21 protein-coding genes are annotated in these 23130 nt (G+C 47.6%); 12 read left to right on the plus strand and 9 right to left on the minus strand.

Annotation, left to right across the window (positions count from 1 at the left end; genetic code table 11):
- Window positions 1-17: 17 nt before the first annotated feature.
- The 5 genes from C6Y40_RS02640 to C6Y40_RS02660 form a co-directional block, all read right to left on the minus strand.
- Window positions 18-1388 carry an MATE family efflux transporter gene (locus tag C6Y40_RS02640; RefSeq protein WP_105933208.1) on the minus strand — a complete coding sequence of 457 codons (1371 nt, stop codon included), beginning with the start codon at window positions 1386-1388 and terminating at the stop codon, window positions 18-20.
- Entirely contained in the window at window positions 1388-2626 is a 1239-nt protein-coding gene (moeA, locus tag C6Y40_RS02645) for a molybdopterin molybdotransferase MoeA (protein WP_105933209.1), read from the minus strand. The genes C6Y40_RS02640 and moeA overlap by 1 nt, the downstream gene beginning before the upstream one ends.
- Before the next feature lie 79 nt (window positions 2627-2705).
- A complete protein-coding gene (locus C6Y40_RS02650) occupies window positions 2706-5558 on the minus strand; it encodes a response regulator (protein ID WP_105933210.1) in 2853 nt (950 codons plus the stop codon).
- A gap of 186 nt (window positions 5559-5744) precedes the next feature.
- Complete coding sequence (locus C6Y40_RS02655; RefSeq protein WP_105933211.1) at window positions 5745-9353, minus strand: FG-GAP repeat domain-containing protein; 3609 nt, start codon at window positions 9351-9353, stop codon at window positions 5745-5747.
- A 128-nt stretch (window positions 9354-9481) separates the two neighbouring features.
- Window positions 9482-9781, minus strand: coding sequence for a hypothetical protein (locus tag C6Y40_RS02660; RefSeq protein WP_105933212.1), 300 nt, complete (start codon window positions 9779-9781; stop codon window positions 9482-9484).
- A 173-nt stretch (window positions 9782-9954) separates the two neighbouring features.
- Between C6Y40_RS02660 and C6Y40_RS02665 the strand changes: the two genes are divergently transcribed.
- From C6Y40_RS02665 to C6Y40_RS02715, 12 genes are all read left to right on the plus strand, one after another.
- A complete protein-coding gene (locus C6Y40_RS02665; protein WP_105933213.1) occupies window positions 9955-10494 on the plus strand; it encodes a hypothetical protein in 540 nt (179 codons plus the stop codon).
- The gene (locus C6Y40_RS02670; protein WP_105933214.1) at window positions 10491-11198 is read left to right on the plus strand and encodes a GGDEF domain-containing protein; all 708 of its coding nucleotides are present in this window, start codon (window positions 10491-10493) and stop codon (window positions 11196-11198) included. Before C6Y40_RS02665 ends, C6Y40_RS02670 begins: the two co-directional genes overlap by 4 nt.
- A 1079-nt stretch (window positions 11199-12277) precedes the next feature.
- On the plus strand, window positions 12278-12712 hold the full coding sequence (locus tag C6Y40_RS24545) for a hypothetical protein (protein ID WP_146129477.1): 435 nt from the start codon (window positions 12278-12280) through the stop codon (window positions 12710-12712).
- 150 nt (window positions 12713-12862) lie between these two features.
- Window positions 12863-13141 (plus strand): type II toxin-antitoxin system RelE/ParE family toxin, encoded by a 279-nt coding sequence (locus C6Y40_RS02675; RefSeq protein ID WP_012517116.1) that lies wholly within the window; start codon window positions 12863-12865, stop codon window positions 13139-13141.
- Window positions 13141-13434: a HigA family addiction module antitoxin gene (locus tag C6Y40_RS02680; RefSeq protein ID WP_105933215.1), complete on the plus strand. Its 294-nt coding sequence runs from the start codon at window positions 13141-13143 to the stop codon at window positions 13432-13434. Before C6Y40_RS02675 ends, C6Y40_RS02680 begins: the two co-directional genes overlap by 1 nt.
- A 103-nt stretch (window positions 13435-13537) precedes the next feature.
- Window positions 13538-13906, plus strand: coding sequence for a DUF3703 domain-containing protein (locus tag C6Y40_RS02685; protein ID WP_105933216.1), 369 nt, complete (start codon window positions 13538-13540; stop codon window positions 13904-13906).
- A gap of 146 nt (window positions 13907-14052) precedes the next feature.
- Window positions 14053-14310: a YcxB family protein gene (locus tag C6Y40_RS02690; RefSeq protein ID WP_105933217.1), complete on the plus strand. Its 258-nt coding sequence runs from the start codon at window positions 14053-14055 to the stop codon at window positions 14308-14310.
- 15 nt (window positions 14311-14325) lie between these two features.
- Window positions 14326-14634 (plus strand): hypothetical protein, encoded by a 309-nt coding sequence (locus C6Y40_RS02695; protein ID WP_105933218.1) that lies wholly within the window; start codon window positions 14326-14328, stop codon window positions 14632-14634.
- Between the two features lie 114 nt (window positions 14635-14748).
- Window positions 14749-15039: a hypothetical protein gene (locus tag C6Y40_RS02700; protein WP_105933219.1), complete on the plus strand. Its 291-nt coding sequence runs from the start codon at window positions 14749-14751 to the stop codon at window positions 15037-15039.
- 151 nt (window positions 15040-15190) lie between these two features.
- Window positions 15191-15580, plus strand: coding sequence for a hypothetical protein (locus tag C6Y40_RS02705; protein ID WP_105933220.1), 390 nt, complete (start codon window positions 15191-15193; stop codon window positions 15578-15580).
- 48 nt (window positions 15581-15628) lie between these two features.
- On the plus strand, window positions 15629-16033 hold the full coding sequence (locus tag C6Y40_RS02710; RefSeq protein WP_105933221.1) for a hypothetical protein: 405 nt from the start codon (window positions 15629-15631) through the stop codon (window positions 16031-16033).
- 242 nt (window positions 16034-16275) lie between these two features.
- Window positions 16276-18225, plus strand: a complete 1950-nt coding sequence (locus tag C6Y40_RS02715) for a serine hydrolase (RefSeq protein ID WP_105933222.1) — start codon at window positions 16276-16278, stop codon at window positions 18223-18225.
- Window positions 18226-18283: 58 nt separating this feature from the next.
- Here the strand turns inward: C6Y40_RS02715 and C6Y40_RS02720 are convergent, their stop codons facing one another.
- Genes C6Y40_RS02720 through C6Y40_RS02735 form a run of 4 tightly spaced genes read right to left on the minus strand, consistent with a single transcriptional unit; the run spans window position 18284 to window position 23000 of the window.
- Window positions 18284-20062, minus strand: a complete 1779-nt coding sequence (locus tag C6Y40_RS02720) for a sugar phosphorylase (RefSeq protein WP_105933223.1) — start codon at window positions 20060-20062, stop codon at window positions 18284-18286.
- Window positions 20063-20065: 3 nt separating this feature from the next.
- Window positions 20066-21289, minus strand: a complete 1224-nt coding sequence (locus C6Y40_RS02725; protein WP_105933224.1) for a glycosyltransferase family protein — start codon at window positions 21287-21289, stop codon at window positions 20066-20068.
- A gap of 8 nt (window positions 21290-21297) precedes the next feature.
- Entirely contained in the window at window positions 21298-22122 is an 825-nt protein-coding gene (locus C6Y40_RS02730; protein WP_105933225.1) for an HAD-IIB family hydrolase, read from the minus strand.
- Entirely contained in the window at window positions 22122-23000 is an 879-nt protein-coding gene (locus tag C6Y40_RS02735; protein WP_105933226.1) for a kinase, read from the minus strand. Before C6Y40_RS02735 ends, C6Y40_RS02730 begins: the two co-directional genes overlap by 1 nt.
- Window positions 23001-23130: the final 130 nt, after the last annotated feature.

The raw sequence follows: 23130 nt of genomic DNA on the forward strand, positions 1-23130 counted from the left end.
TGACACCTCGTTTCAACTCAAGCCGGGGCGGATTCGAGCCTTTTTTGCACAATGTACAGTCTGTACCCGAGCATAATAGCGGCGCTGGTCAAGCCGGCAATAATACCTATCCAGAAGCCATCGGCTGCCATGGGTTCGCTGCTGAGCCAGTCTGTGCGACCTAAAATGACGCCAATGGGCAGCCCAATCAGCCAGTAGGCACAAAAGGTAATATAGAACATGGCTGTTGTGTCTTTGTAGCCCCGCAAAGCGTTGGCAGAAATTACCTGTATGGCATCAGAAAACTGGAACAAAGCTGCGTATATTAACAGCTGTGATGAGATAGCAAATACCGCCTCGTTACTGGTATAAAGGCTGATGATCAGTCCTTTGGCCAATAGCGTAAAGGTAGCGGTTAAACAGGCCACGCTCAGACCAATGACAATAGCACTTTTTACTGCCACACGAGCCTGGCGAATTCGGTGCTGACCCAGCCGGTAACTGACACGAATGGAAATAGCCATGCCCATACTAAGCGGAAACATAAACATTAACGCCGAAAAGTTTAGGGCAATTTGATGGGCAGCCACAATGTTGGCGCCAAACGGGGCCAGCAACAGCGCTATCACCGCAAACAACGTCACCTCAAACAATACCGTCATGGCGATCGGCAGACCAAGCCGAAACGTTTGTGAAATGGTGCGCCAGTGCGGTTTATGCCAGTGAACAAATAACTGATAACGGCGCAACCGGGGCGCCAGCGTAATATAAATTAAGGTAGCGATGGCCATTGCTACAAACACCAGCGCCGTGGCGACACCACAACCCGCACCGCCCATGGCTTCGATACCAAAGCCGCCGTAAACAAACAGGAAGTTTCCAGCGATATTTACCGCCAGACCAATAACCGTAATGATCATACTGGGTTTAGTGTGGCCCAGCGCTTCACAGTAATTACGTGACCATTGATACAGCGCAAAGGCCGGAAATGCCAGAAACACGTAGTACACATACTCGGCCGTGATCCCGGCAAGATTGGCTTCCATGGGAAACAAGTTCACAATACTTCTGGCGTAAAACGCGCCAAACAACGGCACAATACTCACAAGTAACAGCAAATAGCCGGCTTGCTGGGTGGCATTAGCCACATCATCGGTGCTTTTAGCGCCGTGTAAGCGGGCGATAAGCGGCGGGATCGCCAGTGCAATACCCTGGATAAAGCTCATGATAGGGATAGAAATACTGAATCCCAGCGCTACTGCGGCCATGTCTACGGCGCTGTAGCGCCCGGCGATAATCGTATCGCTAACGCCCATCAGCATTTGCGTAATTTGCGCAATCAGTAACGGCCAGGCCAGTTTAATAAGGCGGCGGCTTTCCAGCGCCGTACGTGGCAATATTACCATCATTAGCCCAGTTTACCGGCAATAGAAAAAGGCTGGATCTCTACCCAGTCGCCGGTCTTCAGCCCATCAGCTTCGGCCGGGATCAGCATGTAGCAGTTTGCCTTGCTAAAGCTGGTCATCACCCCGGAACTTTGTTTGGCCAGTGGCGTAACGATAAGCGTGCCATCTGCATTCTGGCTGAACATCGCGCGCTGGAAATCCAGCCGTCCGGCGCGACGTTTAATATCGCGGGTAATTTGTGCTTTGAGGGTGAGGCGATGGCCGTTACCCAAACCGGTTTCGCCCTGCAAATGGCGGATCACCGGTACCACTAATTGTTCGGTAGTAACGCAGGCCGAAACCGGATTACCCGGCAGGCCGCAGAATACCGCGTTGCCTAAGCGGCCAAATGCAAAGGGTTTACCCGGTTTGATGGCGACTTTCCAAAAGCCAATCTCGCCGAGTTCATCGAGCACGGGTTTAACAAAATCAGCATCGCCCACTGATACACCGCCGCTAGAGATGATCACATCACAGCTTTGCTGTGCCTCCTGCAAAACCTGCTTCAGGGTTTCCGGTTCATCTGCCACAATCCCAAAATTGTTAATTTGTACCTGCCAGTTTTGCAATAAAGCGGCTACACCGGTGCGGTTTGACTCGTAAATCTGGCCGGTGGCAAGTGGGTTACCGGCTTCGACTAATTCATCGCCGGTGGCAAGCAGGCCAATAGTAAGCTGACGATAAACGTCTACTGAAGCGAGGCCCAGTGAGCTCAATAACATGGTGTCGGTGGCCGTTAAGCGATGCCCGGTATCAAACAACTGGTCACCCCGGGCGATATCGCTGCCGGTCTCACGAATATTGGCCAGTTCGGCGGTATCGGTTTGCAATGTAATGGTGTCGTCTTCCCGGCTAACATTTTCCTGAATGATCACCGCGTCACAGTCGGCCGGAATAGGGGCACCGGTCATAATACGCACACACTGGCCGGGTAATACTGTTGGCGACTGACTGTCACCAGCAAAAACAGCGCCGACTACCTTGAGCGTATTGCCCGCCTGACCATCGCTACTTTTAAGCGCATATCCGTCCATTGCCGAGTTATTGCAGGGCGGCACATTAAGTGAAGCGACCACCGGGGTGGCCAGTACCCGGCCAACGGCCGCTTTTACATCTGTTTTTTCGCTAACGCTAACCGGCTGCGTTTGACTGAGCATAGTAGCGATTGCATCGGGTAATGATAACCAGGGAGAATTAGACATAAGGCACTGACTCAACAAAATTTGCTGCGGAGTATAGCACTATCCCGCGCGACTTTTACATGCCCGCTATCCCGAGCTTTCACTCATTGGCAGAGTGGTTATACCATTTGCTTATCATGGCCAGAATTTCGACTTCTTTAAAGGGCTTGCTCAAGTGGTCGTTCATGCCTGAGGCCAGAGCTTTTTGCTTGTCTTCAAACATGGCTGCAGCAGTGAGAGCGATGATTGGTACCGCAATCCCCAACTGGCGGATTTCACGGGTGGCTGTGTAGCCGTCCATTACCGGCATCTGGACATCCATTAATACCATATCAAAGGTTGTCTTGCGTACCTGTTCGACGGCCTCCTGACCATTATTGGCCAGGGTGATTTTCATGCCCAGGCCATTAAGCTGTTCTGTTATAACTTCCTGATTAATCGGGTTGTCTTCCACCACCAGAATGTTGGCAGGCCCGGGGAGTTCCACTTGTGGAGTGCTGCTGGCAAGGTTCTGATAATGAGCCCGTTGTTCGGTAGTTGCTACGGTAACAGGCACGGTAAAAGTAAATTCAGAGCCTTTGCCTAACTCGCTGCGGACATTTAACTCACCGCCCATGGCGGTGGTCAGGCGATGGCTGATGGTCATTCCCAGCCCTGAGCCACCATAAACCCGGCTAGTAGAGGAGTCGGCCTGAGTAAAGGCCTCAAATAATACCGCCTGTAATGCCGGGCTCATCCCGATCCCGGAGTCCTGAACATGCCAGCAAAGCAGGTTTTTACCGTTACTATCTTGTTGTTGCTCGACCATCAGGATAACGCTTCCCTCGTGGGTAAACTTAATGGCATTACTTAGCAGATTGGCCAGTACCTGTTTAATACGCAGAGAGTCGCCCACAAAGTATGGCTGGGAGATCTTGCCAAAGCGGCAGGAAAAACTCAGCCCTTTGCTTTCAGCCTGACCACGGAATAAATCATCAAGCTGACCGATAATTTCACGCAACGAAAAAGTAACCGACTCGAGATGCATTTTATTGGCTTCAATTTTAGAAAAATCGAGAATATCGTTAATGATACTGAGCAGCAGTTCACCTGCCTGGTGAATTTTGTTAAACCGGTCTTTCGCCTGATCCGGCGTGTGATCCTTAAGGCCAAGGCGGCTAAGGCCCAGAATAGCGTTCATGGGCGTTCTGATCTCATGACTCATATTGGCCAGAAACTCACTCTTGGCGCGGTTAGATTCTTCTGCTTGTTGCATGGCTTCGTTTTGTCTTTGTTCTGAGAGAACCAGGCGCTGGTTAGTGAGCGAGAGCTCCTTGGTGCGTTTGTCTACCTCAAATTCTATTTCATCGGTATAGCCCGCGACGATAATCATAAACCAACCAAGCAGACCGGCAAACAAGGTGGCACTGGCGAGTAACAAGTGTACTCCCCAGGGCTGATTGATAAAGATACTTTCGTTGGCGATATACAGCACCCAGCTTCTGGCCCCCAGTGATATTTCGTAGCGGTTGAGCAGAGGAAATTCGTCGTTGATCTGCTGTTCATTCGGGCTCACAGCAGATAACAGCTGTTGCTGAGCGGTGCTCAGGTTCTTGCTGTACAGGATGCCGGTTTCAACACCTTCCATGGGATCCATCAGCAAAATAACGTTATTGTTTTTTGTGTTGCTAAAAGCCAGTGAGGCCAAATCCAGAACGCGAATAACGCCGGTGGCATAACCGTTTTGAAAGGTATGTTTCTGATCAGATTTAACCGGCAGAAACAGCAATACACCGGCTTGCTGGCTGTCGTTTTGTACCAGCATGATAGGGGGAGTGGGGTATATTTGTTCGGTTTGCCAGGCAACCTTTAAAGCTTCCTGGCGGGATGCTTGCGAATACACATCGTAACCAAGGGCTTTTATGTTGTCGGCAAAGGGCTCAATAAAGGCCACCACAACGTGCAAAGGGCGCGGTGTAAAGGGGATGAGCTCACCGTTAGCATCACGCTCGGTGATGGTAAATTCGAGGCTGGCGTGCTCTGCCGCATAGCTACGTTGAAGCTGGGATTGGAGTTGGTGCACGTTATCGCCGGTTACCCGAATGTTCCATGACAGCCCTTGTAAAACCGGGTTTTCATCAAGAATTCTGGCAGTAAACCGGCGAAATTGCGTAGGCGTTAGATTGGGTTCGGCCTTTACCAGCCCAGCAACTGAGTACAGAATGTTAGTGGCATTGCTGACACTGGCTTCCAGATTATTGGCCAGGGTACTGGCATCGTTATTAAACTCGGCGGTTTGCTTGTTGCGCTCTTCGTTAATGGCCAGTGTACATAATACGGCAGCAGACAGTGTAAACCCGGCCAGAGAGGCGAAAGTAAAGCGACTGCGGGGAAAATGCGTAACCGCAAGGCGGGGAAACAAGGATAACAGCCAGGGCAGGGTGAAAATAATTCCTATGGCATCGCCCGTCCACCAGCTTAACCAGGTAGATAACAGGTTTTCCTCGCTGATAATGCCTTGTTGCAGCAGCAACATGACGCTTAAGGTACAGCCTACCAGCGTGCTCAGGACTGCGGTAATAAACAGAAATCGGAAAATCACCGCGGGCTTGCGGTAGGTCATGGGTAACCCCACAAAACGGCGCACCAGAAAATACCCAACATGAGCCTGTAGCGTTGCATAAAGCGCCATGAGAACTGGGATCAACCAATCATTGATTTCGGTGCCGCCACTTATTCGAATGTAAACACTGATACTAAACGCACCAATAAAAATACCCGTTAATGCGCGTTGGCCAAAGGCTAAGACAGCGGCCAGGGCGAGGCCTGCGGGAGGCCAGATAATGGTGGCAAAGCCTGGAGGCACTGCCATTAACTGACCGATATACCCCAGCAGAAAATAGCCAACGGCGGTAATTGAAATAACTTCAACAGTAAGCCAGCGTTGCCGGATGGTTTTGGTGGATGTCTGCATAGGCCTCGTTGGCTAATAGTGGCTGATTAGCAAAGGTAACGGGAAAGTGCTTGGTTTAGAGTCTAACAGATATGTGTAGGTTAGCTATGCGCGAAGAGATTTATTTTGGGGAAACCAATCATTTGCGGGATTTCGACAGGAAACAGGTGCCTGCCCTGGGCAGGCACCTGTTTAACTAACGCTAAGTTAACGTAACCAGTACATGGCAGCGCTGGTACCTAACAGCATTTCAAGACCATTATCGCCCATTCGGGTGCGCATGCTCTGCGGGGTTGGCTGACCAACAAGCTGAGTGCCAGACCAGATTTTAAAACCGTTGTGGTCAAACTTAGCGACCCGGTTTACATCACTGGCGTTGTAAGTTTCGCCTTCTTCCTGAACGGCCAGGAACCAGCCTTGCTCGTTTTCGGTGGAGACATCCACAACAACATCAAGTACGGCACCAGCGGTGGTACGCTGAACTTCGGAGAGGGTATTATCGTTAAGTTCGAATACGATGATTGAGGTTTCGTCCTGATAAGACAGCTGTCTGAGATCAGAAACGCACAGTAGTTCAGGCGCGCTGTCGGTGTCGTAGTTAATCAGTTCTAATCGATCACAGCGCTGGTCAATAAAGCTCTGCTCAGCAAACGACGAACTGGTGCGGGTTAACAGCGACAGTCGCTCACCATAACTGACAATTGCGACGTTTTGCGTGCCATCGTGATAAGCCGTGAAATCAGAGATATAGTTGTTGAATGTATAACTGGCCAGTAACAGCTGATTTTGAATATCCACCGCTTTTATCTGATTACTGTCTTCGTAAACCAGATCGTCGTAGCCATCGTTGTTCATATCGATAGCCCTGATCACACCAATGTCGCTGTCGTAATCACCGGCATTGGACCATTGCACCGTACCATCGTGTAGTTGAATAACCGAAATGGCACCATCGTAGGTCTCTGTAGTAGGGACAAAAATATCGCCGGCACCATCGTTATTGAAGTCAGCGGTAACGGCGCTGGTGCTGTTATCCCAGTTGCTGGATAACTCGCCACCCACTGCCGTAACGCCGTTGGTGTCCATGGTTAGGATGCGGCCGCCTTCGTAACCACTTTGCGAACTGGGAACGAAAAAGACAGCCCGCTCATCGCCTGGCAACAGATCGGCCCAACCGGCAGCAGTGAAGTAATCGAGCTCGACGGCTGTGCGCAGCTCATTAGTAGTGGGAATGCCGTTAGCGACATCTGCAGAGGCCAAAACGTCTTCGCCCGTGGAGGTGGTTCCGGAAGACCAGAACAATTCCAGTGCGCCGTCATTATCGGCATCACCGGCAGTGAGCGATACCGCGCTATGGGCAAGCATATCGATACTCCAGTCGTTGACCAGTGAACCGCCATTCAATGAGTAAGCGGAGATGTTACCCCACTGACAATCAGCGGTAAGGAGTTCGTCCCGGTTGTCCTGGTCGATGTCGTAGCTAATCAGATCGCAGATATTCAAATCGTCGATGGCGGCTAACTGCGAACGGTCTCTGGCATCGTAGACAGTTACTGCTCCCCATCTGCTTGCGCCAAAGATTTCGGCAACGCCGTCGCCATTGATGTCGCCGGCAGCCACGTGCTCGCTACCAAAGCCCGAGCCGTTGTACCACTGGTTTTCACCACTATTGAGGTCGTAAACCAGGCCGGTATTGACAATAAGCTCCATAGCGCCATCGTTATCCACGTTGGCTACCGCAAAATCATCGGCACCATCAAGATCGAAGGTAAACAGCGGTGTAGCAGGGGATGCAAAAGACAGTATATCGAGTTGGCGACCCGCATCGCTGTAATCGTCGTCACCAGAAAGGATAAACAACTCCGGAATACTATCGCCATCGATATCTGCCAGACGCGCCGCTATAACATAGCGGTTGTTGTTACTATAAACCGGACTGGCCGAACCGTTCAGATCGGTGATAGTGCTTACGCCATGGGCGGTAGCTACCACAATATCAGCTTTACCATCATCATTAATGTCGCCGGCCATAACATTTTTGATAGCGCCGGCTACGCCAATTTCGCCACCATACATCCAGCTCTGTTCGTAGCTGTTGGCATTGACCTTAATGATTGAAATACCCCGTGACGAATCGGTTGTCAGCAGCTCATTGTTGCCGTCGCCATCGAAGTCGGCCACCCATAGGGAGTCGTTGCTGTAAGGCACTTCAATGCCACTGCGAACAAGCATATTGGTGTTATCTGATGTGGCTTCAATACTGACACTGTGGGTGTCGGTATTGCTACTGTCGGGCCAGCCAAAGGTGAATTCATAACGGTGTTGCGGAAACAGGAAGTTATCCGGCACGTCCCAGGTGATTAATCCGTCTTCGTCAATACTGGCGTTTGCCGGGCCGGCAACGAGCGAAGCATTAGAAGAGGAGTCCCGCACATCCGGGTCGACAATAAGCGCCGAGAACTGTACCTGTGAGCCGGCTCTCACTGTTTCGGGAACATTTTGTAGCTCAACCTGGGCCGGTGAGTCGCCCACCTCAAAAGAGGTAAGGGAGCCCTGAATGCGGTTAGCACCATCAGACACCACCATGGCAACTTCCAGTATGTCGTTGTGTACTACTAAACCAGCCGGCAGGACAGTGCTGTGTTGATCTTCCACCAGCACGCCATTTATGTACCAGTTGTAGGTAATTTCCAGCTCGTCCTCCGGTGTGTCCGGATCGTAATAATAGCCCGGTGACACCTCTACGGGCGTTGTTGCAAGCACTTCATAGAAATACCAATCTACCCCATAAACCTGAGGCGGGCGTGACAGAATATCCAGGCTGACAAGCTCTGTGCCGGATAAGTCATCGAACATTAACGCATACCAGGACGCTAAATAAGTACCCGTATCCATGGTGCCGTCGTTATCGGCGTCTTTATTGATCAACAAGTCACTGTCCTGAGCCTGGACAGTAACGGTTGAGTCGGCAACGAGGGTCAATAGCCCATCATAGCTATTTGGTGGCAGTCCATCGTTGGATGCAAATACCAGATTAACCTTGCCGGCATCGCTGAAGAACAGGTCACCTGATAGATCAAAACTTATCTCACCGGTGTTAAAGGAATAAGAAATATCAGACTGGGAATCCATCCGCATTGACACTTCACCCATATCAAAAGTGAGATACTGGGTAGTTTCAACCAGATAACTGGTGTTTGTCTCTGTTTCGCGGTGAGTTTGAGTGCCATAAATTGCTACTGACTGACCCGCAAAATTCCAGTTTAACCCGCCAAAGTTAACAGTATAAGCAATTTCCTGATCGCTCAGAGCGGAAACCGTTACGGCAACAGAGCCGGAGATTACCCAGTTGTATTCGTTTTCACAGTTATTGTAGCGAAGTGTTAAGTTGCCCAAAAAGTCATTATCGACTTTACCATCATAAGTAACCGTTCCGCCGTTATTACACATAAAAGTAGCATTTACATTGCCATCACTGCCGACTTCAGACGTAAAATCTTCATCGGCAATCGATGGAATATTGACTGGCGTTTGATCTATCTCACCAAACATATCCAGCACGACTCGCTGGATAAATTCAGGCGTGAGCGCGGCATCGGTGGTTTGGCCGGTGTAATAACTATTAGCCAGTGAGCGTCCGGCATTATTGAGCTGCGTGGCTGAATAATCTTTTGCGTTAGCAATAATTTGAGTGGGTGTTGGTGCTGGTGGCTGGCTGGTACCCGAACCACCGGAATCAGAACCTCCGCCACCACCGCAGGCAGCCAAAATCATTGACGCGCCGGCAACGGCAAGGTGCTTGGTATAATTGAACATTTTACGTCCCTGAGTAAAAATCATTGCCGAAGGGGGTACGGCAACACTGCAGAGAAGAAATTATAAGATTTTGCTACCGGTTGCAATTACGGTGTAATAAATATTTACCCGCCGTGAGAAACAGTTAACTAACTACCAAGGTTGAAGAAAACCCCAACTGCCAACTCAACCCACAGATAAAGAAATGCGCATAACACGAGACCGGCTGTAATAAATCGTGCCGGGCGTTTTATGTATCTGAAAGTAATCAGTAAGGTACTGCCGGTAATAAAGATCAGACTGCCCATAATGACGAAATCCATGACCGACCAGTTAACCTCGGGCGTTACCAGACTGGCAATAAACGGGATGAGCAATAAACCCAGCGTAGCCGCGGCGACATATTTGAATGATAGCTGGGTTGAAGGGCTTAAAGTATATGTGCTCATGATAGTCTCCCGAATTACCAGTCATTAACTTATAGCAAAATAGTACCAATGCCTACAGATTTAGACATTATGGCATGTTGAGGATGTACAAATAGGTTGATACTTCATTGACATTTTGATGAAAAATAGTACTTTAGTTGTAGTGAAAGTAACTTGAAGCCAGGAAGGCGGGTTTGTTAAACAAACTAAAGTTGTTGTCTTTATCTCCTTATCCACATCTCTACCAGTTAATACTCTGGCTTTGTGCTGGTTTGTCGGTTTTTATAATTATTGTTTTTGTGCGTTTTCTCTCCCTGGCAGACGAAAACAATGTGACCTCAATCCACTTTGATGAACTGATACAAATACTCACTCAACTTGACGTGATTAGCATGTTAGCGTTGCCGGACTTCTGGCAAATCAGCCTATCAGCTGAAGCTGGCAATACCGCAATGTTTCTGGGCGGTTACAGTGCCATATCACTGCTTATTTTTACTACCGGCCTTTACACTTACCATAAAAACATCGAAGCGCTGAGCCGCCGGCAGGTTTTTATGTTGTTAATTTGCGCAGGCTGGGCCCACTTTTTATTGGCCAAGTGCATACTGCTGTTTAGTATTCCGGTTAAACTTACCGGGCCCGTAGCGGCGGTAGGGGCACTGTCAGTGCTCTATTTTTCTCTGTTAGCGTTAATTTTTGACTCTTACCTTTGTTTACGCAGGAAGGCATTATGAGCCGGTGGATGGTACTTTTAAGCGGAGGCCTGTGCTCATGTACCAGTTATGCCGACTCTGTATGGCGACCCATCGCCACCCACGCTACGATGCTGGCCATGGTAATGTTTATTAACCTGGTTTTTCTGGGTGGTTTGTACGTGCTGTCGATCATCAAGGGCAAGCGTCATCGCGCTTTACTCGAATCCCAGGCACAGGAAGCCCAGATAGACTTTTTAACCCAGGTACTTAATCGGCGGGGATTTGAGCGTCGAATAGCCGATAAACGCCAATTACAGGGTTACATCCTGATAGTGGATATTGATGACTTTAAGCGTATAAACGACGAGTATGGCCATCACTCCGGCGATGTGGTCCTGCAATATGTGGCAGCCCGACTAAAAGACGCATTGCGGGAAGAAGACATGATTGCCCGCTTTGGCGGCGAAGAATTTGTGATTTATGCCGCATTAAAAAATAAGCAATCGGCAGAAGAGTTATCCCGCCGCCTGGTAATCAGTATCAGCGCAAACTCGTATCAGGTACCTGGAGTAGATGAACCCTTAAATGTCACCATAAGTGTTGGCGTGGCCAGTGTACTTGATTCACCGAATGTATCGGATGTGACATCCCGAAAAGGGGTTTTAAGCAGCGCATTTAAAATAGCCGACAGCAACCTTTATAAAGCGAAGCGTTTAGGAAAAAATCAGTCGGTGATCAATTAACCCTGGTTTGATAATACAATTTGTCAGGTTTTACTGATTAACCAAAGTGGTGTATTTCTGCTTATAAAGAAAGCAAAATCAACCAGCGTAATTACGCAATATGTTGATTATATGAGAGCTTGGTGTAATGGATAGAGCAGAATAAATACCAAAATGGCGTATTTAATTACATCATTTTTTAATCTATTAAATTGTTATGCGCCGTTGTCATTACTCATGTGTTTAGTGGGGCGGTAGTAGGTTAGGGCAAGGCAGTTTCAATAGGTTGTATCGGTGCCTACCGCTTTCAGTTTTCAAAGCTGCTTTATTAACGTTTCTTCGTTTTAGCCTGGCAAAACCACCAAACGGCAATATCAGTTTTGCCAGCCAGTTCATTTATCAAGCGGTGGTTTTATCATCTGGCTTTTCGCACAGGGTTGTTTTAATGTTGTGCTTAACAATTAAATCAATGGTTTGTGGTTACAGGTGAGGGCGGCAAAGCCGCGTGGGGCAGGTGTCTCGCACGCATAACTAACCACTGTAGTCAGTCGCTAGCGCTCCTTGGGACAAAAACATGGGGCCGCTTCCCGATTATAGCCCCATGTTTTTGCCCCTAAGTGGGGTGTTAGCCCCCATTCGTTAATCCGTTCAAAAATAAAAGATCGGGGCAGTGTTAACTGCCGGTATCTTTTCTTGTTTTAGCGTTCCAACGCCATTGGTTGTTTTTGTGTCCTGGGCTATCAACCAACTGTGGTAATTTCTTCCCGTGGTTTGCGCGGCGCGGGCAATCTTTCGCTGTAAGCAAGGAGAGCTTTTATTAGCAATCGTAACGTGCAATTCTCAGCTTACTTGGCAACGTAGTTTTTTCAGTTCCGGTAAATGGTTAATGTAAAAATCAGTTGTTGTTTTTCAGGTGGTTGTTTAAGGTAAATGCATATCAGAGAAGGGCAATTATTAAATGCAAACATCTTGGAGCAGGGCAGCAAAGCTGCGAACGTTTAGCGTTAGGGCTAACAAGGCGCTGTTGTGGACACAAACACGTGGGCTGCTTCGCAGTATAGCCCACGCGTTTGTGCCCAAAGCTTAACGTTAGGTTGCCGATGTTAAACCGATTTCTAACTGTTGTATTAATGTTCTTAATAGTGGCCTGCACTTCCGCCCCTGCTGATAGGGCTACTGAAGTCATGTGGCATGGCAGCTCCCCTGCGAGACAATATTCATTCGTATTTGTAGATAGCAACAAGTCTCCCGTCCAGGGCGTCTCATTTAAATGCATAGGAGATGAAGGAACTATAGCTTCATATGTCGCTTCTGATTTAAATAAATCTGCAACATCCTCTGATAGTTTAGGTACTCTAATTATTTCTCATAATGGATTCCAAACTCATGGAACATATATACGAAAGGGAGATGAACGTTGGGGGTTTAATACTCCAGAATTACCTCAGTGTGAATTTTATTATCAAGGGCGTACAATATTTTCTGGTAAATTAAGATCTTTCAAGGCAAAGGAATTGGTGGTTGTAAATGAGTAAGCAACCTAACAAAAAAATTATGTCGCCCGCAGGCGGGCTGGGACACAGACAGGCAGGCGGCTTCGCCATTATAGCCTGCCTGTTTGCGCCCCATATTTAAAAGTTAGGCGTCAAGTTGCACCGTGTTGCGCAATACGCTACACTCTTTCCATGATTAAGTCATTTAAACATAAGGGTCTGAAGCTGTTTTTCGAAAAAGGGAAAACTTCAGGCATACAGACTAAGCATGCGAAAAAACTTCGCATGCAGTTAGCTGCTATCCACACTGCACAAGATATCGATGACATTAATTTACCCGGCTTCTCTCTTCACCAACTCAAAGGAGAGAGGTCTAATATTTGGTCGATATCAGTCAACGGTAATTGGAGAGTAACTTTCGAGTTCACGGATGGTAATGCTTACATCTTAAATTATGAGGATTATCACTAATGAATATGCACAACCCACCACATCCTGGTGAATTTATTGAGTCCATTTACATGGAACCACACGGCATAAGTTGCAGGACTCTTGCTACCCATCTTGGTGTTGCCGCTTCAACATTAAATCGTGTAGTGAAGGGCAAAAGTGCAGTAACGCCAGAAATGGCATTGAGGCTATCTAAAGTATTAGGCCGAAGCCCTGAAAGTTGGCTTAGCATGCAAGACAATTACGAGCTTTGGCAGGCCAAGCAAAAGATTAACTTGGATAACGTGCAGCCAATAGATCTGCATGCCGCCTAACAAACAAATGTTGGGGACATAAACACGCGGGCTCTGCTTCGCAGTATAGCCCACGTGTTTGTGCCCAAAGCTAAACGTTATACGCCGTTGAAAGGATGAAAATATGATTAGCAAGTTCTCTAAAAATATTGCCTCCGATGTGCAGTCGGAAATCGCTTTGGCAAGTGAACTGGAAGCAGAGGGTAAACTCTCAGAATCCTTTCGTCGTTTGGAGAATGCACACGTATTAGGGCAAGAATCTACTTGGTGGCATGTCAAAGTTCATGTCCTCATGTTTCTTTGGGCAATTCGTCAAAGAGATATTAAAGAATGCATTGGTCAAATTATTCGTGTTTTCGGTGCAGCGACTAAAACTGCTATCGGTTTGGTTCCTGAGGGTAATACTGGTGGCTCTAATATTAGTCCTTTTAAAAAACTGCCTATTTCACAGAAGCATCAGGCTGCTATTATCAAGGCCAAAGGTAGCGTATAACAAAAAATTAAGTCTCTCACTTCGTTCGCTGGGACGCAAACACGTGGGCTGCTTCGCATTATAGTGTCCACTTCTCAATTTATGGCTACCTCTCTGATTCTGTGGGGTTTTACGTAGGCGGCATATTAGGTGCGTTTGTCTCATATATGTGGGCACTTATTTCTTATAGAAGATATGCAAAAAAATGCGCAGGCACACTTCAAAAAGAAGCATTCTGCGAACACAAAGTGACTGTCTCTGAAAAAGGCGTAAGCGAATCTACACAAAATAGTAACTGCCACTTTAATTGGGATGCGATTGATAAAGTTGAATATAACGAAAGTTATCTGTTCATCTATAACACCCCAGCGACAGCCTTTGTGATCCCAAAAGGGAGTCAGGCGAAGAGATTTTCGGGAATCTGAAAAAGGCAGTATCTAATGCCATGTAGAACCATTTACCTTATTGCGTTTTTTGTTGTCTGTCTGGTGCCAGTTATCACATTGATCACACTCTTTGTGGTTAGGCTTACAAAACCCACTTTTATCCGCCATCGTAAACCACTTTTCGTTTTTTCTGGTGGCTTGTTTATGCTGATGCTTTGTGCCTGGCTGGTAATGGAATTCTCTTTGCCTGAGAGAGTAAATATAAGGCTGGATCTGTTTATTGTGATCCCGGCCTTTGCGATGCAAATGGTATTGATTGCATTGTCAGGTTACTTTTATGGGCGTAGCCGTCGGGACGCCTGATATTATCGCTAACTTCACGGGTTTATCGCCTTGCAGCGAGCTTATTGGGCTGGAAGCTACCATCCGATTTAAGCAGTATACTCACAGGTTGAAGTCTAAAAAGGACGTAAGAATATGAAAGAAAAGGATTTTAAAAACTGGCAACAAAAAAGACAGCAGGGTGCATTAAAATTCACCTTTGTTCAGGGGCTGCTATGCTGGGGTATCCCAATGTTTATCATTATGACCTTTGTGGTAAACGACGTGATTAACGAGCAAGGCATAATCGAGTGGGCCCAGGTGTTTATTGGGGCAGTGGTGTGGGCCATTGGCGGCTGTTTTTTTGGTGCTTTTTTGTGGTTTGTTACGGAGCGGCAATATCAAAAAGCATTGCAAAAGCAGAGTGATACTGAGCAAAGCACTTGATGATGCTTTGCTGCCAACGGGCGCTGCCTAGGAGGAAAAAAGTCGGTTTATTTTGCAGAGTAGGTTGTTGTGAAAACTCGCCAGTTTAAACAGAAAGCAGGGGGGGGGAGTTGCTGTTTTTGTTAACCAGTACGGCTACATAGTTGTTGGTGTGTTTGTCTTTTCTTTTTTATTTACGCTGTTTTTTGGTAACTACCCACAATGGCAGGATGAGGCGTACCACGATGCCTTAAAGCAGTATTTTGAGCCGGAATTACAACATATTACCTTTAATGGCATCAGCACTTCGCAACCGGTGATCAAGCTGATTTTTACTTATTCTGAGGGTGCTGATCTCGCACTCACAAATTATCAGCGCCCGAATAAAGCAACACTCAAAGCCGGGTGGAAAGCCACTATTCTCAATCTGGTTTGTGTTCATGATGACCTGCGAAAGCAGTTACAAAAAGGGCGAAAAATCGACATAGACTTGCGGGATGGCGACAGCCAAAGCCGGGTAAGCATGATCACCAATATGGTGATCACTAATGCCAGGTGTTAAATCTCGTGAAAAACCCTAAGCCGCCAGAAGCAATAAAAAACAGAGCATATGGAACCGGATTATAAAAATTATAGTGTAGATGAACTCTGTGAATCGCTTGACTCTATTGATAAACAGGCATATCCGGAGCGGGTAGAATCGATAAAGGCCGAATTAAAACTTAAGGGCTATTCCGAGCCTGTAAAACCTGTTGATGAAGCGTTAGAGCAGCCTGAGGAGGAACAAAAGCCCTTAGGGCCGATATCACAGATTGTAGCGGTGCTGGTTGCTATTCTCTTTTCATGGTTTGCATTCAGTGCAATACAGACCGGTTCTATAAGTGGCCGAAGAGGCAGAGAATACACTTATGAGTCCTCGCCAATGATGTTTTTATTTTTGCTGTCTGTCGATCTTCTGTTGGTAGTGATGCCTGTCTACGCTGTAATCAAATCCCGGTGGCTTTCAAAACCGTGATTATCTATAAAAGTGGGCAGAGAGTGTATGGCTGACATTAAACGTTTGGCGTTGTGTCTGTCGTAATTCATATTTACCAGTTGCTATCTGCACTGGTTAGTTTCCAAGAGCCACATAATTTGATTTTTGTTCGGTGAGCAGCTTGTTTTAACTGTGCTCAATCACAGCTGAAACACTCGTTTACAACTTGCCCTTGCGTCATCCGGTTATAACCCGTTTAATAAAATAAAACGAGTTTTTTCATGACGTTAATAAGAACTACTGCCGTTATATCACTGGCCTTACTGCTCTTTGGCTGCAATGAACCGGGTTATCCTGATAATGTTAAAGTTAAAAGGATCAACACTGACAGCTTGCAAGCATTGTTGGTTGTGCCTAATCACATTGATGAAGTATCCCAAACACCACTAACTACCGCCATTGTTCTGGGCGGCTCTGAGGGCGGTTTAGCGGGGGCATCTGCCACCGCCGTAGCTCTGGCAGAAAACGGAATTGCTGCGTTAGCTGTTGGGTATTTTGGTGTCGAGGGGCTCCCTGCCACATTAAAACAGGTGCCAGTAGAAGTAGTGGATGCTGCTGTAGCCTACATTGATGCGTCCCCGGCACTGACTCGTAATCATTGTAAACAAGTAGCACTGATTGGTTCTTCGCGGGGGGCTGAACTGGCGTTGCTGGCAGCTTCCTATAATCAGGATTACGGACCGGTTGTGGCGCTTTCACCCAGCTCTCATACCTGGGGTGCCCTGGGCGATTCAGATAGCGCGGCATGGACCTACCAGGGTGAGCCAGTTCCTTTTGTACCGAGACATTCTAACCCGGATTATACGGTAACTGAGTTTGCCGGGCGTAATTACTTTATACAGGATTTAAACCACCCCGACGCAAATAAGGCTCGTATTGATGCGGCTAACATTCGCGGCCAGGTTCTGCTGCTGGCGGGCACCGACGATAAGCTCTGGCCATCAGCTATCATGGCAGAAACATTACGCAATTCTATCGCCAGCCAGGGAGTTAAGCACAGAGTAAACAAACAGCTTTATGAGGGGGCAGGTCATGTGATAAGTCCGGGCTTACCGGATAATCTTACTCAAACCGACATTCAAAAGGGACAAACCATATTACTGGGCGGCACGCCGACAGCGAATCAGTTAGCTCAGACTGAAGCGCTCAAAACAATCGTCGCAACGCTTAAGTCGCCGATCTGTTACAGCAGCTCAGCCGGATTTAACCCGCAAAAATTAGCCCGACTTAAAGCCTTTCTGAAAACGACCAATACATCGTCATTAGTGTTGATGCGAGGTGGTGAAGTGGTATTTCAGTACGGAGATATTCATCACAGGCACACCATTCACTCTATCCGCAAGCCCATGTTAAATGCGCTGTACGGCATATATGTTGATAAAGGCATTATCGATTTGGATATAACCCTGGGTGAGCTTGGAATATCCGACCTTACAGCGCTGTCTGATGTTGAAAAGTCGGCAACGGTAAGGCAATTGTTGCAGTCCCGTTCTGGTATCTACCTGCCATCGGCGGCGACCAATCAGGCTATGCTCGATATGTTGCCAGAGCGCGGCCAGTTTAAGCCCGGTGAAAAATATGCCTATAACAACTGGGACTTTAACGTAGCGGGAGCAATCTTTGAGAAGCTCGCCGGTGAGAGTCTGTATACTGTCTTTTACCGCGAAATCGCTAAGCCATTAGGCATGCAGCAGTTTAAAGGCGACTATGTCCAAGCTACTGCGGATACAGAGTTCTCAGCGCTACAGGCAGACGGCTTTTATCAACTGGAAGCGGATAAGTCTGAGTTTCCGGCTTATCATTTTCGGATGTCAGCTTACGATATGGCGTTATTTGGCCAGCTTTATGAAAACTACGGTATGTGGAACGGGCATAAAATCTTGTCCAGAGAATGGATAGAAGCCAGCACCATGTCCTATTCCGTGACCAACCGGTTTATGGACTTCGGGTACGGCATGTTATGGAACGTGATTAATGCAAACGACAACAGACCCGATAAAGCATTTTTTCATACCGGGGTAGGCATTCATATGTTAGGTGTTTATCCAGCCTCTGATCTGGTGTTTGTTCACCGGGTGCAAACCGAGCAGGCGTATACGTTCAACCAGCAGGATTTATATAAAATTATTGGCCGCACTTTCGATGCACTGGAGTCGCATCAGCCGGAATAGGATATTGGAGTGCCGATCCCAGACATTATAAAGGCTCCCTGAGGAGCCTTTACGTTATCTATTGGCTTTTACGGTATTCTTCGTAATCCATGTTGCTGAGCCAAACCGTTTGGTATGGCTTTAATTGCACAAAGCCCAGTACATCTTCTATCTGGTCGCGAGTGATCAAATCAATCCAGTTGTCGGTGCCAATCAGATTCAGATCGGATAACAAAATAGATTGTTCTTCATCAGTCACGTTAGAAATACAGAAAATGCTTTGTCTGCGATTCAGGCTTTGACGCCAGTAACCAAACAGTGACGGACCCAACTGTAAGGTAAACTGCGTAGCGTTAGGGTGAAAAGCTTCCTGAGCCTTACGAATGCGGATCAACTGCGATAACCGCGTCAGCACCTTGTGATGTTGCGAATAAGGTGAGTCCAGCTGTGATTCCAATTCTGAGTAATCCCAGCGTTTGCGATTAATTGAACGATTCTGGCCGGTATTGGCCACTTTATCGTAGTCGTTGGACGTACCCAATAAGCTGTGAATATAAAGCCCTGGTATACCTTCCATACCAAGCATCATGGCATGTGCACACAAGAAACGGTCGACCTGGAATTTATCCGGGCCCTTTACCGTACCTTGCATGGCATCAAACAACGTAATGTTGATTTCGTAAGGCTTTTGTTGGCCATGCTCACTGGAACGCCACGAAATGCGGCCGCCAAAGTTTTGCATCGACTGTACCAGTGTCCCTATTTCCTCGTCACTCAGCAGGCCTTCTGCAGGGCGTAACCCAATGCCGTCGTGGGAGGCAATAAAGTTAAAGTAGGTGGTGCCGTTTTGTGCCGGCGGCATACTCATCATCCAACTTTTAAGATAAGTACAGTCACCGGTGACCATGGTATTCACCAACAGCGGCGGTAGCGAGAAGTTATAAATCGCATGGGCTTCGTTAGCGTTACCAAAATAGGTCAGGTTCTCGCGATTGGGAATGTTGGTCTCAGTAATAATAATAATACTGGGATCCACATGTTCAATCAGCGTTCTCATCAGGCGTATTACTTCATGGGTTTGTGGCAGGTTAATGCACTTGGTGCCGATGATCTTCCATAAGAAGGCCACTGCATCCAGGCGGAATAACTTGGCGCCATTATCAATGTAATGTTTGATGATTTGAATAAAGGTGATCAGTACCTTGGGATTTTTAAAGTCAAAATCCACCTGGTCGTGGCTGAATGTACACCATACGTGCTGGGTGCCGTTTGCCGTTTCTGTTTCACGCAGTAACGGGCTGGTGCGCGGGCGGGTCACATCGGTTAAATCTGCCGTGGGATCGGCTGTTAAAAAGAAGTCGCTGCCCGGGCCTTCGCCTTTAATAAAGTTGTCAAACCACATACTGCGCGAGGAGCAGTGGTTAATCACCAAGTCAAACATCAAGCCGTATTCTGCCGCGATGCGGTGTACATCTGACCAGGTGCCTAGTGACTCGTTGACACTTGAGTAGTTTATTACCGAAAAGCCGTCATCAGAGCTAAACGGGAAGAAGGGCAGGATATGGACCTTGTTAACCGTGTTTTTGCAGTAGGTATGTAAAAACCTGAACAGCGTAAACAAGGGTGACTCGTGTTCATTGATCACGCTGTCGCCGTAGGTGATCATCACGATATCCTGCTCATCCCAGTAGTTTTGGTGCGGCTCGGGGATCACTATGTCATCTTCCTGGTTCAGACCGATCGTATTCATCAGCTCTGTGGCCAGCACGCCAATTGGCGTGTTGGTGACCACATCTGCATAAATAAACTGAAGATGATGACTAATTTTTTCGTGTAAGTAATCCCAGCGTTTTGTCATTGATTATCCTTTAAATTCTTCTGTGTCAGCTTCAACCGCTTCGAGCAGGCGATCAAGAATGTCGGGTACCGCACTGGTTACTCGGTTCCAGCTTGGAATAAATGGCGTTTCCATTGGATTTTCCAGGAAATGCTGACCGGCTTTCATAATATTACTGGCAAACATCTCCACCGCTTTTTCTTCGCTATGAATATCCAGTGTCAGGCCATTCATAACCGCATCGTTGTGATAAGTCTCAATAAAGTCCAGTGCGATCCGATAGTAAGTGGCTTTAATTGAACGGAACATTTCATTGCTGAATGATTGCCCCTGGGTCGCTAACTTACGGAACAGGGCTTTGGTAATGTCGATAGACATTTTAGACAAGCCGCCTTGTTCGTTATTCAGCGACAGATCCTGGTGTTTATGGTCGTAGGTTTCGGCGATATCCGCCTGACATAAACGGTTGTGCGAATAATTACGGTGCATTTCTGAAAGCACGCCAATTTCCAGACCCCAGTCACTCGGGATGCGAATATCATTAAGTACATCGCGACGGAAGGAGAACTCACCGGCTAACGGGTAGCGGAAGCTGTCCATAAATTCGATGTATTCGTTGTCACCCAGCGTACGTTTAAGTGCGCGCAGCAGTGGCGTTACCAGTAAGCGTGATACACGGCCGTTGATTTTCCCGTCGGCGACCCGGGCGTAATAGCCCTTACAAAACTCATAGTTAAACTGTGGGTTGGCAACCGGGTATATCAGGCGCGCTAGTAAGTCGCGGTTATAGGTAATAATATCGCAATCGTGTAGCGCCACGGATTCGGCTTTGTTTGAGGCCAGGATATAGCCCATGCAATACCAGACATTGCGGCCTTTACCCAATTCCTTAGGCGCCAGGTCAAGCGCCTGAAGCTCTTCGTCAATGGCTTTTAAACGTGGGCCATCATTCCACAAAATACGGTGGTGCTGCGGCAGGCGGCTGAAAAAGCCCTGGGCATGGCGGTATTGCTCCAGGTTGGCGCGGTCAAGTCCGATAACAATTTCAGACAGGTAAGGGACATTCGTTAGTTCATCAACGATGTGGCCCAATGCCGGTCCTTCAAGCTCTGAAAACAGTGATGGCAAGATAAGTGCCATCGGGCGTTTCTGAGAAAAGCGTAACAGCTCAGCTTCGAGTGCTTCGGTCGAGCGGCTGGCGAGATTGTGTAGCGTTGTCACGACACCATTTTGGTAAAAATCGGCCATGTGTCCTCCTAATCTTTCAATGAAAGCAATTGTGTAAGCGTTTCTGTCCAGCCCTCAGGGCCAAGTTTTGTGCTGGTATATACGTTATCTTTTTTATCCAGTGGGGGAGGCTCATGGGTGGGTGACGCGATGCGCACGGCAATATCGGCCGCTTCCATCATGGCGATGTCATTTTTGCCATCACCTAATGCAATAGACGTTGCAGTAACCGCCGATTGACGCCGATACTCCTCCATAAACCAGCTTAGCGCCTTACCTTTAGTACAGTCTCCGGAGATATGGATGAAACGCCCGCCCTCCAGCGGTGTTGCGCCACGTTCTCTGACTGACTCGATAAATTCGGCTTTGCGAATATCACTGCCAAGCCACATTACCGGTTCGCCAAATTGGCGTTTGGCTGCTAAGCGGGCTTCATCCTCGCTCAAACCGGTGGCAGCCATTAATTCTTCGGTGCTCATTTCGCTAAAATGAGTAAATTCACCCGCAAAATCTGCTTTAACGATTTCAAGTAATTTTAACCAGTAGCCCTTTGATGAAATAAAGGACTTACACCAAAAACCGTCCTGCCAGATGGTACCTGCCGGTTTTTGTTTAAAAAATCCGTGTGGAATATAAGCAGCTGCACCGTTCTCCACCACGAATGGGCCGTTCAAACCGATCTTTTCCCGTAGCTCGGTCATCTCTGCAAAGGTTTTACTGGTATTGGGTATCACCGGTACTCCGCGTGCCGAAAGAGCATCCAGCGTGGGCTGAGCGGCGGCAAAACTATAGGTATGGTGATCCAGCAACGTGCCGTCCATGTCAGTAAAGATCACAGTACTTGATTGATCCATTAAACAGCCTTTTCTACATGAGTGATTTGACGGGTTTCGTCCAGATGGTAAACGTAATTACACTGCGGCGGCAATGTTTCCAGACTTTGTTCTGTTAAGCGTTGATAATGCTGTATAAACCGTTCGATTTCCAGGTCGGTCATAATGCCACTGTGCGCTTCAGATGAACCCAGTTTAGCAGCCAGTTTGTGTTCCTGCTCTTTTCGCCAGTTATATACCTGATCAAAAGAGGGCGCTTTCAGCATTACCCAAAAAGACATTTGTTCAAACAGGGCCTGGTAAGAATCCGCCAACTGTTTGTTAACGTAATTACGCCAGGTGCCTAATGGATCTTCATCATGCTCCAGTGCGTTAACCGGTTCCGCCAGCTTAGCTTTGGTTTGCGGTTTTACGCCCCAACACCAGCCCTCTACCAGTACTATGTCTGGTGGTGAGTGGATAACCGGCCACTCAACTACCGGAAATGGGTTGTCAATGGCTTTATTAAAACGTGGAATCGAGACAGTGCCATAGCCTCGTAAGCGGTCGAATGTCGTTTGCGCCAGTGATACATCGTGGGTGCCGGGTACGCCCCGGGTAGCCAGTAACGGGTGCACTTTTATAGCCAGCGCATTGCGGCTTGATTTATCCAGATAAAAATCATCCAGCGATAACGACACCACATTGAGCTTTTTAAACTCGCTCAGATAAAACACTAAAAAGTCGCACAGCGTTGATTTTCCCGAGCCTTGGCAACCATTAACACCAACGAAGAATGGCTTCTTTGCACTATCTTGGTGCTCATGGATTTCATCTGCCAATGGGATGAACCATTTTTGTGCAATGTCGCGGTAGCTCTCTGGAAGTTGATGCGCCGCAAGAAATGTAGAAATGTCCATAAAGCTGCCTTAGTTATTGATGATTCGCACAGCATACTTGTAATTTAGTTACAACATTTGTGCCAATTCAGTCGATAATTACTGCTTAACGATCCCTTTTGGTTATGATTGCACAAAAAGCGATCGAATG

This window comes from Marisediminitalea alba (assembly GCF_002993365.1).
GTDB classification, from domain to species: Bacteria; Pseudomonadota; Gammaproteobacteria; order Enterobacterales; family Alteromonadaceae; genus Alteromonas; species Alteromonas alba.